The sequence below is a fragment of the Altibacter lentus genome (assembly GCF_000746845.1).
GTDB lineage: Bacteria > Bacteroidota > Bacteroidia > Flavobacteriales > Flavobacteriaceae > Altibacter > Altibacter lentus.
Map to the genome: position 1 here is coordinate 2,657,989 of NZ_KN050846.1, position 12,940 is coordinate 2,670,928.

14 protein-coding genes are annotated in these 12,940 nt (G+C 38.4%); 1 reads left to right on the top strand and 13 read right to left on the bottom strand.

Annotated features, from left to right (window positions below; all coding sequences use genetic code 11):
- Window positions 1-47 precede the first annotated feature (47 nt).
- From JS40_RS12360 to JS40_RS12380, 5 genes are all read right to left on the bottom strand, one after another.
- Window positions 48-1,658 (bottom strand): ELWxxDGT repeat protein, encoded by a 1,611-nt coding sequence (locus JS40_RS12360; protein WP_051957590.1) that lies wholly within the window; start codon window positions 1,656-1,658, stop codon window positions 48-50.
- A gap of 190 nt (window positions 1,659-1,848) precedes the next feature.
- On the bottom strand, window positions 1,849-2,631 hold the full coding sequence (locus JS40_RS12365) for a YoaK family protein (RefSeq protein WP_051957591.1): 783 nt from the start codon (window positions 2,629-2,631) through the stop codon (window positions 1,849-1,851).
- Window positions 2,632-2,889: 258 nt separating this feature from the next.
- A complete protein-coding gene (locus JS40_RS12370; protein WP_034261028.1) occupies window positions 2,890-3,417 on the bottom strand; it encodes a hypothetical protein in 528 nt (175 codons plus the stop codon).
- A 104-nt stretch (window positions 3,418-3,521) separates the two neighbouring features.
- Window positions 3,522-4,184, bottom strand: a complete 663-nt coding sequence (locus tag JS40_RS12375; protein ID WP_034261029.1) for a hypothetical protein — start codon at window positions 4,182-4,184, stop codon at window positions 3,522-3,524.
- Window positions 4,185-4,356: 172 nt separating this feature from the next.
- Entirely contained in the window at window positions 4,357-4,749 is a 393-nt protein-coding gene (locus JS40_RS12380; RefSeq protein ID WP_034261031.1) for a GNAT family N-acetyltransferase, read from the bottom strand.
- Window positions 4,750-4,764: 15 nt separating this feature from the next.
- Between JS40_RS12380 and JS40_RS12385 the strand changes: the two genes are divergently transcribed.
- Window positions 4,765-5,016, top strand: coding sequence for a hypothetical protein (locus tag JS40_RS12385; protein ID WP_034261033.1), 252 nt, complete (start codon window positions 4,765-4,767; stop codon window positions 5,014-5,016).
- On the opposite strand, the gene JS40_RS12390 is transcribed toward JS40_RS12385, so the two are convergent.
- The 8 genes from JS40_RS12390 to JS40_RS12430 all read right to left on the bottom strand — a co-directional run bounded on the left by JS40_RS12390 (window position 5,007) and on the right by JS40_RS12430 (window position 12,817).
- Window positions 5,007-5,429 carry a VOC family protein gene (locus JS40_RS12390; protein ID WP_034261035.1) on the bottom strand — a complete coding sequence of 141 codons (423 nt, stop codon included), beginning with the start codon at window positions 5,427-5,429 and terminating at the stop codon, window positions 5,007-5,009. The genes JS40_RS12385 and JS40_RS12390 overlap by 10 nt on opposite strands.
- An 86-nt stretch (window positions 5,430-5,515) precedes the next feature.
- Window positions 5,516-6,313: an amidohydrolase family protein gene (locus tag JS40_RS14865; RefSeq protein ID WP_160172972.1), complete on the bottom strand. Its 798-nt coding sequence runs from the start codon at window positions 6,311-6,313 to the stop codon at window positions 5,516-5,518.
- A gap of 439 nt (window positions 6,314-6,752) precedes the next feature.
- Window positions 6,753-7,580 (bottom strand): PAS domain-containing protein, encoded by an 828-nt coding sequence (locus tag JS40_RS12400; RefSeq protein ID WP_034261037.1) that lies wholly within the window; start codon window positions 7,578-7,580, stop codon window positions 6,753-6,755.
- Window positions 7,581-7,924: 344 nt separating this feature from the next.
- Window positions 7,925-8,470, bottom strand: a complete 546-nt coding sequence (locus JS40_RS12405; RefSeq protein WP_034261039.1) for a DUF7010 family protein — start codon at window positions 8,468-8,470, stop codon at window positions 7,925-7,927.
- A gap of 74 nt (window positions 8,471-8,544) precedes the next feature.
- Window positions 8,545-9,582 carry a formylglycine-generating enzyme family protein gene (locus JS40_RS12410; protein WP_084677500.1) on the bottom strand — a complete coding sequence of 346 codons (1,038 nt, stop codon included), beginning with the start codon at window positions 9,580-9,582 and terminating at the stop codon, window positions 8,545-8,547.
- Window positions 9,560-10,501 (bottom strand): formylglycine-generating enzyme family protein, encoded by a 942-nt coding sequence (locus tag JS40_RS12415; protein ID WP_160172973.1) that lies wholly within the window; start codon window positions 10,499-10,501, stop codon window positions 9,560-9,562. The genes JS40_RS12410 and JS40_RS12415 overlap by 23 nt, the downstream gene beginning before the upstream one ends.
- A gap of 627 nt (window positions 10,502-11,128) precedes the next feature.
- Window positions 11,129-11,659 (bottom strand): hypothetical protein, encoded by a 531-nt coding sequence (locus JS40_RS12425; protein WP_152558179.1) that lies wholly within the window; start codon window positions 11,657-11,659, stop codon window positions 11,129-11,131.
- A gap of 6 nt (window positions 11,660-11,665) precedes the next feature.
- A complete protein-coding gene (locus JS40_RS12430; protein ID WP_152558180.1) occupies window positions 11,666-12,817 on the bottom strand; it encodes a toxin-antitoxin system YwqK family antitoxin in 1,152 nt (383 codons plus the stop codon).
- Between the last annotated feature and the right edge of the window lie 123 nt (window positions 12,818-12,940).

The following is a 12,940-nucleotide window of genomic DNA, read 5'->3' on the forward strand; positions in this document are numbered from 1 at the left end:
TAAATAGGCGAGAACAAGCAATTACTTATAGCCATTGTTGGCAATAGTTAGTTCTTTATTATTCTAATTATTCGTTGATTTTCTAAACTTGTTAAATTCAAAAAATATACGCTAGACTGCAAATTATTGATATTGATTTTACCGTTATTTAAACTGCCCCTTGAAACTTCTTTACCGTTTATATCAAAAATTCTATAATTTATAAAATCACTTGAGACACCCTTAACATTCAAAATATCAGAAGTTGGGTTAGGGTACACACTTACAACATCCAACATTGTCTCTGAAACACTCAATGGAGAAGCAGTGTATTTCCAAAGTTCTCGCCCAGTATCGTTATAATTGGCACTAAAATATAAGGAGCCATTGAATACTTGTAGCCGCTCGGCAAAATTACGATCTAATGGGTTCGTGTTTGTGGCATTACCGGGTACAACCTTAACGGTGCCTACTGATGTGCCATCTGTCATCCATAATTCATCGCCATTCGTACCATCTTCTGCAACAAAATACAGTTTGCCATTATATTCCGTTTTACCAAAGTTGGGCCTGCTATTGTTAGTAGGATGAATGTTTTTTACCATCTGCGTACCCGATATAGTTCCATCTGTAACCCAAAGCTCAAAACCATTTGAACCATCATTTGCACTAAAGTATAGTTTATTGTTATAGACGGTAAAACCGTTAGGACTGGAATGTCCGTTAGGATTAATATCCTTTAGCATAATGGTGCCAACTTCAGTGCCGTCCGTTACCCAAAGTTCCCATCCATCTGTACCTGTAAGAGCTTCAAAATACAGTTTACCGTTGTATTCAGTAAAACCATAAGGAAGACCACCATCACCGCCTGGATTTATACTTTTAAGCATTTGGGTTCCGGCAAATGTGCCATCTGTTACCCAAAGTTCGCCGCCATTTGTTTCATCTGTTGCATTAAAATATAGGAGCCCATTATAGACCGTCATTGATAAAGGACTTCCATTTCCAGTTGGATTGATGTCTTTTAGCATTTGCGTGCCTGCTGTAGTCCCGTCTGTAAACCAAAGTTCGTAACCATTAGTTCCATCGTTTGCACTAAAATAAAGTTTACCATTATAGCTTGTAAAATCATCAGGGTTACTGAATCCAGTGGGATTAATGTCCTTAACCATTTGCGTACCTACAGTGGTTCCATCGGTAACCCATAGTTCTCTGCCATTAGTACCGTCTGTGGCTTCAAAATAAAGTTTTCCGTTGTATTCTGTAAATTCATTTGGGTCGCTATTGCCAGAGGGATTAATATCCTTTATCATCACTGTGCCTGAAGGTGTGCCATCTGTTACCCATAATTCTGCTCCATTAACTCCATTACTTGCAGCGAAATAGGCATTGCCGTTGAATTCTGTAAGCCAGCGCGGATTTGCATCGCCCGTCATATTGATTTCCGTGAGCATTTGGGTGCCCGCTATGGTGCCATTGGTAACCCATAATTCTCTGCCGTTTGTTCCATTATCAGCTCTGAAATACAAGTTATCATTATAGATTCTTAAACCATCGTTAGGGTCGCTATCCCCATTGGGGTTGATATCGAAAACATCAAAGCTTTGCGATGCTGTTGAAAAAACAGCAAAGAGAGTTAGTGTTAGTGTAAAAATCGGAGAAAGTATTTTTTGTTGCATTGCCTTAATTTTAATTTATTTCCTATACATCGGAAATTTTCGGAAACGTCATCAAGAGTTTGGGGAATTTAGGTTCTTTACTCAAAAGAGTATTTAATTGTACCAAAAGGGGGGTCATACTTATTGCCAACGGTTTTGTATATGAACGTAGCGGTTTTAGGATAACTTTTGTTTAGTGATATCGTGACTTTTAGAGAACCTGAGTACCACTTTTCATAGGCTGCGGTGGTGTGTGCCGTTTATTTCTTTGTTTATATTTCCTTTTAGTTCTGATATATCTATATCTTAAATCGTCATAAAATAGGCTCGTTACTAAAATTACTGCTCCTAAAATAAGCGTGTTTAATTTCAAGTCAAGTCTTGAGTAAAGAAATCCGCCGATTATTCCGCCAAGAAAAAAGAAGCAAATTATATAAATCCGCAGTTTTATAGTTGCTTTAAGTTTAACTCTATGTGGATGAGATTCAGGGAAAAAAAGTTGTGATAATTCAATTCCTAAATCTGTGAACAATCCTGTAAGATGTGTTGTTCTTACAATCGCATTTGAAATCTTTGTAACAAAAGAATTTTGAAGTCCCATAGCGAAGAGCAGCGAACAAACAATTAAGTCAGGATATTTTATTCCTCCAGTATTGCTTATGATAGAAATTGATACTAAAATTAGGCATTCAATTATTGTTGGGATAACAAAAACATTAAGTTTTCTATTTTCTTTGAATTTTTCAATTAAGAAACTTGACAAAAAAGAACCAAAGAGAAAGGAGAAGATATAAAGAAAATAAACTGTTCCTTTCCATACCTCAAAACTGGCAACATCGCTAATAAAAAGAGCAAAATGCCCAGTTACGTTTGTTGTCAATTGTTTAAAAGCTAAAAAACCCGTAACATTCACAATTCCAGCAACAAAGGACAAAATAGTGGCAATTCGCAGATTGTGTTTTAATGTTCTGCTTTTACCCTGATGTCTAAACATTTTATTTCCATTTAATTCGGTTTTTCAAAATTGAACATAACACCTGCTATCCTTTACGTAGATTAGGCTTTTCGTACACCATACCCCGCTATCGCGCAGCATGTTATAAAAGGGAGAACTCAAATATAAAGAATAATCGGGTAGAGGTGGCAGGTGGGGTGTAAAAATGAGGCTAGGGGAGGAAGGGGAGCTTATAATGGTCTCTGCGAAGCCAGGTGTGTGCGAATGAGCCGGCCCATTAACACCGCAGTTATAGTACTATACTCTGGGTTTATAACGAAAGGGTACATTAGATCCCGATCCGCTGCACTTGAAACATCTGCCGTTCTCTACATGTTTGTATTCTTTTAAATATCCTTTCCCATCGCATCTATTGCACGAACCAAATTCTATAATATTCAGCATGTCCTGGTTCCAAACCGGAATTTTATGATTGTCGTGTATTTCCTGATGACATTCTCTGCAGACAGTTATTAACGCGATGTCATCATATTCCCAGGGGAAATTATTTAAAATATAATACTTGTGGTGAACTTCGAGGCGGATAGGTTGGTTAGATCGAATAAGACTTTCATTTTCCTTAGATTCAGTCGTATTCAGTTCAAAATACATCACTTTACCCCCGGACCACATTTTAAACGTTTTCTTTCTGTTACAGTTGGAACATTTAAATTCATCCCGATGAAATATTTCTTGTCTTTTATTTTTCCATTCCTGGCAAGCGAGCAAATCATTATACGTGATTTCTTCATTTGGCTTGATCGTTTCAAGATCTTTCAAGTTCATTAGGGGTATTTTTATATGTAAACCAACACTTGCTACAATGCCCACAGTTTGCGTTTAAGTACGCCATACCCGGGCTATTGGGCCACTATACAATGCTGTTGCAATTACATTGCCTGAGTGGTTTCCAGAAAGCGTTTTATAATCTCTGAGATATCATCGCCTTTTAGTTCTTTGTTCTCAATTAGTTTGACCAATTCAGGATCTTCCTTGAAGTGAAGCTCGGCATCTTTCTTTATCCCGCCCAATTGTTTGGTCATATAGTAGAGCTTAGCATCTGTTTTATCGCCTTTGCTCATATAATATGAAAACGTTGGAATGTCCTTTCCCTGTACATAGCTTGACACGAAATCAATGGTCCCTGATCTCTTGTTCACTTTGTATTGACTCATGACATAAAAAGAGACAAAATTATTACTTGCATGCGTTAGGAGTAAATACCTTTTCTTTGAGACTTTATCTTTTGTTACCGACCCTATGGGAAGGTTGTCAAAATAAAAGTGGTTACCATTTTCCGAGATCACTTTTATCCTGGCGATTTCTTTTCGATCAACCGATTCTGCAGAGGATCCTTTGGTCTCCTTATAACTTATTTTTTTTTCTGCGGCGATAGCGGGCACTTGAATATAGCCGGTTTTTATGCGACCATCAAGCATTACAATTTCACCTTCCCAAAAAGGATTGGTGTTCACATTGAATTGCGCTTGCGCATTGTTTGAAAACAGAAGGAAGAGAAACGTTATTCCTAAGGCAGTAATGGTATTTTTCATTTACATCTACTATTTGATTTCAATATATACTTATTCTTTTAAACAGGAAGCCTAACACCGCATCAATTTTAAAAAATGGCTGTCCACCTTTGAATTTTACATGGTAGAAAGAGGAAAGGAACGTTGGTTTACCCGTTGGTCTATTTGTGTAATACGTGGTAGAGCTTTTAATTTAAGTAGTAATAGTAAATATCGATCCTTCTTTGATATACCCGAGCTTTTTATAATATTCATCGACATCTGACAATACAAAAATCTTATGATCAGGAAAATCGGTTGCTATACGCTCCATCAGTTTTTTTCCGATCTCATTTCCTCTGTATTTCTTGTGAACCAGTAAATCCACAATCCAAATATACATGTCAGTATCGTTGATCGAACGTAAGTAACCACATAAAACGCCATCACAATAGGCTACATATGTTATGGATCCTTCTAATGACTTTTGGTACGTTGTTCTGCGTTTTTTGATATAATCCTCCCATGCTTCACCTTCAAGCTCAATAAGCGCAGCAAGCCCTTTATAATCTGAAGCCGCGTTATATTTTTTTATTGTTAACGTCATTTGTTATTTTAAAAAATGAAGCACCACACTAACGCTACTGTATCATTTTATGACTATAGCCTGTTCCGTACAGCTTGCGATCCTTATTTTGCAGGAGGGGAGAACTCAAATATAGAAAATAATTGGATAGGGGAGGTTGGGAAAATTCTCGTTTATGAAATTAGCGGTCTTGTGAGTTGCCTTCCGTTTCATGATATGGTTCCCTTTGGAGAAGCGGACTATGCCTTTTTTATAGGATGCGTTGTTATGGTGCGATTTTATTTATAAAATTCGCTTTCATGCACCTTCAATGTGGTCAATTCAACTGTATGTCCATCTATATCTCTTGTGTATATGGAATCAAAGTAATGATGGTCTTGGATACTAAATTCCAAACCCAGTTCGCTATATCTTTTTTTAGCTTTTTCAAAATTTTCCTTTGTCACATTAAAGGCAAAATGATCAATTTTGACATTTCTTGAAGTTGGTTCAAGTTTGGGATCAGTGGTATTAGCAGGAAACAATGCGATTCCTGATCTTCCGGAAAGTAAAAAGACCGGGAAGTCCCCCCATTTAGGTACGCTATAACGTTTTAGGCCCAATACTTTTTCATACCATGCTGCGGAAGCTTCCATATCGGCAACGCGAATGGCTACGTGGTCTAAAAATTCAATTTCTATATGATGTTCTTTATCTGTCATTTCTCAAAGCACACACCACAGTCTTGTATCTAAAAAGCAGCGATTAAATCGCAATTTTTCATGGGAGGCGTTGTTATGGGCCGTTGTTATTCACTTTTATGTTTTTTAATCTCCTTTTCGCTTAGTTTAAGAAATCTTGCAGCATTGTTATAGAAAATATCTTCTTTTTGATCAAGGGTGAGGAAATCAGCGTTATTAACGGATTCAATACCTATGCTAATAACCTGAGGCCACACCATTTGGTCGCTTCCGAACATTATCCGATCCCCGAAGCCTGCCGTGATGAGAACTTTAAGATAAGTATGGAACTCCTCCTGAGGCAAGATCCAGTTAATAACCGCAACATCAACATACAGGTTAGGGTGGGCATACATCAAGGCTTTAACATCCTCCAGATAGGGCCAGCCTCCATGCATAATGTAGAGTCTCAAATGAGGGTATTTCACCAGTACATCTTCCAGTTGCAAGGGTCCGGCGTTGTAAGTACGCATACCTCCAAGCATTTCGGGCAAGACATGTATGCCGTAATTTGGACCTCCCGGAAACACATGAAAGCCAACAGGAATTTCCAATTCCTGCGCCAACTCAAAGTATGGCATTTGCGAGGGATCATTCGCCAATATTTTACCGTAGAAGGGCGCCATCTCACCAATAACACCCAGCTTTCCTTCATTGTACTGCGCTCTTAACGCATCTATTGGCTTATTTTTACCACCGATTATAATTAGGTCTGAACGCTCATTATCATACCAAAGCTCACCGTCTGCCACCATCGCTTTAACAATATTATGCTCCTTAAACTTCTCCAGTGTTTTTTCTTTCTGCTCAGTGAACGAAGCGACCCCTTTAAAAGTTTCCCCACGTAATGTGGGTGGGTGTGTCATGCCGAAAAAAGGGCTACCCTTTTCAAATGCATGAATGTGCATGTCAATAATAGGGCCCGTATATTGCTCAGTCGCGTGTTCTTCCGGGTTGCCCTGATTCTTTGTTTCGGAGCATCCATATACTAAAACTAAAATGCATACATACTTAAACAGTTGATTTTTCATAGTCCTTGTAATTGTCCATAACACTTGCTAAAATTAGAATAGTATGTTACTTCGGTACGCCATATCCGGCTATCGCACAACATGTTAGAAAGGGGAGAACTCAAATATAGAAAATAAATGGATAGGGGTGGCCGGGAAAAATGTAGTTTATGAAATTGCGGTCTTGTGAGTTACCTTCCGTTTCATGATATGGTTCCCTTTGGAGAAGCGGACTAAGGCTTTTTTATAGGATGCGTTGTTGGTGATATGTTAATAATATCGAATAATGTTATAATCAAAAATCACGAAAATGACTTTTCCCTTTAAGCGCCTTTTCATATTCAACCTTACTTAAGATATTTTCATCTAGAATCATTTCTACTTTACATACTGAATCAATAAAATCATTCATTAATTTTTCATCATTCCTAACCTTATTGTTGAGATAATTATAGTCTACATTAATGCAAATAGCTCCAACTAAGCCCACGTTTTCTTTATAGATTGGAATTGTGGTACACTTAAATTTTCTGGATCCGATATTTAGTTCATAATTAAGTTTGTCTTCCTTGTTTGAATCTCTTCTTTTTAAGTCCATTACAAGATTAGTAGCCGGTGCTTCTATATTTCTACCGGTAACATTATTTTTCAGAATATATAAGGCCTTAGACGGATTACTAAGATTATGCAATAAAATTTCGATTCCGCATTCAGGGAAACTGTCACCAATAAGCCGAACGATTCGCTTGTAATTTTTCAAATATTTAGTTGAATCGTCTAATACTTTATCGCCATTATATAACTTATATAGTTTTTTATAATTTCCTAAATTTGGAGCTTTTAATACCTGCCGCACATTATTTTGCTCTCCAATTAATATCAACTGTTTACCTGCTTGAAAGTCTCTTTTTTTAATTAAAGCAGAAACCGCCTGAGTGAATAAATCAAAATCAAATTGAAGCATTTTTTTCTCATCTAAAGTAAAAGGGTAAAAAGAATAATTTTCAAGGGGACTTCCTTGATTCCTTTTTCTTTCCTTGTATCTTCCATACAGAAAACCGACCCCAACAAATACGGATGAAGCAATCAGTCCGTAAATAATATTTAATATTCCTTCGATCATAATTTCTAAATATTTCAGAAAAATCAGTTACATATGATACGATTTGCATTTTAATAATTATCACCAACACCTGCACTTCTGTAAAAAAGTTCGGCTTTTAATTACACCAAACCCGGCTATGCATCCATATGTTAAAAAGGGGGGAACTCAAATATAGCGATTAAATACATAGGGGTGGCCGGTGGGGTGTAAAAATGAGGCTAGGGGAGGAAGGGGATTTGAAAAGGGATATTTAGTAAGCTCTAAACCTTTCAAGTACACACTACACTTAATAGCCGAGGGACGCAATAGCTATCGGCGTCGGGGAGTAGGCGAGTACGAAGCGCCTTTGTTGTATTATTGTTCTATTCGGCTTTCTTTCGATTTTTTAAGATCATTAAGGTAATACTATAGAGCAAGACGATCGCAAAGGGAATCGCAATAAACCTGTGTTCAGGCAAGAGGTACCAAAGCGTTAGCACTGTAATAATTCTGGTCAAGGCATGAAAAATCCCCACCCAATGTTTTATAATCCATGAAAATGGCAACCACATCAATCCGGTAAGGATGCCCACAGATAACGGAAGAGAGGAATAGTCTCCGAGGAAAAAGGGTATGGCTATGGAATAGGCCAGAATCGCTTGTCCAGCGGTAAAGAGGAAAAGCGTGTCGAATTCGTTTTTCGGTTTCTTTTTATCGAGGAAATTCTCGCCTGTAAATTTTGAGAGAAAGAGTCCGAGATATACAATACTTCCCGTTCCGATAAAAATTGCCCAAACCGCAATAAAGTGGGAGAAAAAGATCCCGATGCATCCTATTACCGTCCAAATGATCAATCCGGCTAAGGGAGTTGCCAGAAATTTTTGATTGATAAATTCAATCCGCTGTTGTTCAAGATTTCTGTTGCCCATGGTTTGCTATCTGTGTTTTTTATTTGATCGACCTCACTTTGGTTCAACGTATTTTATTCAAGCGAAAGAGGCTGCTACAGCTCATTAAAACTCTTTAGGTGTACCATCATTGCGTCAATCTGTTTTCTGTTCTCCTTATCAAATGTAATACGAAACGCTTTTGCACTTTTTGTATTTGTGTTCTTACGGTCCTTAACGCCACAACAAAACTCAATATACGCAGCATCGCGGGCTATTGAGACATTTTTATAAGCATCCTCCCAAGGCACAAATCGATCTTTATAGACAATACCTTCTTTTGTGAATTCAATGGGCGGTTTGTTATTAAAAGCATTATTTAATAAGGTTTGTGCTTTCTCCAAAAACAGGTAGTGTTTCATGTCCTTGGCTTCCACCAATACTCTAAAACCTACCGTTTCACTCCTGTGGGACGTATTCAACTCTTTTTGAGACGTTACTTTCACCTGGGTGGAATCGTCCAGAAAACTGCCTCCGACAACCCGGGCAGTAGCTCCTTGACGCTGTTGTTGCGTCCACTCCCAGACATTACCACACATATTGTAGAGTCCTATCTCGTTAGGCTGAATACAACTAACGCATTTCGGTTTATTGTTTGTGTTGTCAGCATAATTTACAAAGGCATTGGGTGTTTTAGCTGCATAGCTATACTCGTTTGATTCATACACTCCGTTCCTGGCGGCGTGTTCCCATTCAATTTTGGTGGGTAACCGAAACTGCATACCATATACAGTGGATAACCAGTGACAATAATCAAGGGCATCAACATAGGTTACATTCACAACGGGTAATTTAAGATCATTAAAACCCCACTCCGGTTGTGGCGGCATCTGCCTGTTGGTGGTATCACAGAATCGTTTATACTCTTGTACACTCACTTCAAAGCTATATAGGTAGAACGGGGGGATCTCTTCGGAATACAATAACCTGGTTGTATTGGTATCTTCATCAAATACCGGCTGTTCATAAAAGCCTTGCTCCACATACGAAAAATGTGCCGGGATATTCAGTTGTGCATGCACATGCACGCCAACACATAACAGCATATACATGGATGCCTTAGCTATTTTATTACTTCCTAAATATCGATACATCTCGCTTATTTATTAATCGTTCCAGCTGTTGGGCAATGACGAGGTCGTTTTTATCAAAATCGAAGACCAGTGCTTTTTTTGAGATCATCTCTGCATCTTCACTAATGGCATCCATACAACAAAATGACAGATTAAATTCAGTTTCATTTAAGTGAACAATCGGAAGCTCGTCTTCTCCCCAAAACATTTCCATGTCGTCAATATAAATACCATAGGGCTCGACTCTCATGTTCGTATATTCGGGAAATAACAGATGCAATAACTCCCTTACTTCTACCATAAAAAGATATTTTTTCATTTCGTTTTCTTCCAGTAAGAGCCTAAAACCCACATCGGATAGTTGCAAACCGGCGCTTATGGTGCTCGATCTATTCACGTTCAATTCGTTTGATGGTTCTAAATAACTACCGCCACGGATATTATAGAACTCATCATCTTCTGAGGTCGAGGTCCATTCCCATACATTGCCGTTTAGTCCGTACACACCAAATTGGTTTGGCGCCATACAATCGACACATTGCGGGCTTTTTGAATCACCATTACTATTACGCTGTTGACTTCCGGCCGCCAGCGCCCATTGTGCTTCCGAAGGGATTTTGAAGGTGATCTGATAGTGGTCTGACAGCCAGTTGGCATAACTTTGCGCTTCGACATACGACACAGCTACCATGGGTAATGAATCATTTTCCCAACCATACTCCGGAGGCTCCGGCATGGGTTGTCCTAATGCGTCCAGGTAAAATTTATAATCTGCCACACTCACTTCGTATTTCCCTATATAGAAACCAGAAGAAGGCATATCCTTTTCGCCTGTTATTGCTGCAAATTGTGAAGGCAGGTCTTCCTCTTGTGCAAACATCATAGAGCTTATACAGCTACCTAATAAGCACAACGAAATCTTAAGTTTTGTATACATCATTCTCATCCGTTTAAATTCTTGCATTCCATTTCTAACAGCCCTAATTTTTTTACAATTAAGTCGCGGTTTTTAGCAGACTTTACCCATTTCGGTAAATTAGCAATCATAGCATATTTATGTCTGCTATTATCATCTCTTAATGAAGACGACACATAGTCTCTTAAATATTTTAAGTGCTCTACATTGTACACCCATAACACGTTTTCCTTAATACTTATTCGCAACCACAAATCGAGTCCAAAATAGGGATCTATCGCACTATTTTGTTTGTATTTATACCAGTGCAAAGCGTATTCCTTCTCTTTCTTACAGACCTCGCACCTAACGGCTATCTGTGCGACTCTATTTTTAGTAGGTTTTCTTGTATGTATAAGTGGGCTTCCACAAAAACCACAAGCTATATTGAGATGCCCCCGGTATTGTCCGTGCCAATTTTCGTTATGCTTATTGCGTAGACCACAATGTGCACATGTGAGTGTAGACTGATGTTGTTGAGGCTCCGGTATGATGTACTTTCCCAGTTTCGTTTCAATCCTGGCTGCCTTGTCGCAATTGGGGCAACGCACCCATATTAATGTGCTAAAATAAACCGTTGGGTAAGCAGGTTGCGTGAATCTCATTCTATTTTCAGTTACATCTTGTAGTGCTGTATTTTTGTCTTTCTTCTGCGGTCAATTCTGCTTCTCGTTTTCCACCAAAACGGCGAATGGTTGATTCGTATCTTGCAAAATTTTCTTTCTCCAATTTCATTAAATTAGGATTTGAAGAATAGTACTCTACCCAATCTAACAAAGTGCCTCTAGGCTTGCCGGGATTATCGATAATGCGGTTAAAAATAAACGTTAGTGTTTCAGGATCGTTCTTAATTTTAATATAATACCGCGCCAACGACATAATATCTGATCCTGCAGTAGAAATCGATGCTCTGTGTCTTATTAAATCGGCCTTGGTCACTTTATCACACTCAATACAATTATAAACGTCGTAAAGGCTATGTCCAAACGCTTCAACTTTGGCCACTAGCCCCGAAAAATTACGATCATGAAACTCTTGACAAAATATTTGTTGTTCGTCTTTATCGGGCATTGCGGTTTCTTGCCCTTTTGCCATTTGGGGACACACTAAACACGCTAAAATAAGATACACCAAATGTTTCATGTTTGTTTATTTTATACGCATTCCATTTTGAAATTCCAGCACTTCTACTAATTTACCGGCATCGTCATAGATGATCCAAGTGCCATTACCCTCTTTTAAGGTTCCTTTTTCGCGAGGGGTCCCGTCTTTATGAAATGACGATACTATTTCCCACCGCAGGCCGGAGATATCATCTTTAGTAAATCTATACACCGCAGATTCACTTATTTGTCCGTTATCATAATACCAGGTGGCTTTTCCGGCCCTTCTTCCTGCATAATATTGCGCTTCAAAGTTTTTATTTCCGGCATTATTGAACGTCATATAAACGCCATAGCCATCCTTTAAGGTTTGTGTGCCATCTTCCAAAAACTGGTCTTTGAACGTAATTCTCTTTCCATTTTTCCAAATCTCTACCAGTTTCGGGTTGCCATTTTCATAATAGTTGGTGCTGTGCCCATTTTTAACGCCATCAACCATATGCGTTTCTGACGTGGTTCTGCCATTTGAATCGTATTCAAACACAATATCTTTGCCAGGGTCGAAATACTTAATAAACAATGCGTTCAATGTGTTTTTAAACCAATCGGAATTCGTTGCCTTATCTGAAATCGGGATCCTAATTAGCTTTACATCCGTTTTTGGAACGCTGGCCAATGCCTGATCGAACGACTCGTTCAGCTTTGTTATACGGGCGCCTGATTCATTAAAATAGCGATAGGTATTTATCTTATTATTCAGGTTGTTTTTATTGTGAATTTCACCTATGGTAAACGACTGAAGCGTTCCGCCATGCACATTTAAATAAAGCGTCGCCTCCCCTGTTCCATGTTGCAGTATATGATAGTCTAATGAACCATTTTTCAGCTTTAAATCAGCAACATTAAAAGTGTATTTGTTTATAGTTGACGCATGAGCTACGATCGCGTTTGACGGATCTGCTCCGCCTATACTTTTTATTGCTTGCATATCCCCGTAATGACGAAGCAATACCTCTATACTACCCTCCTTAAATGAAATATTACAAGACTTTTGCGGGCCGGATGCATTATCGGCGTCCTGTGGAATAAAAGTACCGTACTCGTATAAAAGATCTTTTATCTGTTGCTCCATTTCAGGTTTGGTCTGTCCAAAGCCTACGAAACTAAAGAGTAAGGATACAACTACTATTATTTTCATCTTGGTTTATATATTACAACATCTGTTGCTTCAATTAATAGTACTTTTTTTGTTGTATGGCAGCCGGCCGAACATACATCGTTTGGTACTTCGTCATGCCTTACCCGGCTATCTAACAAGCTG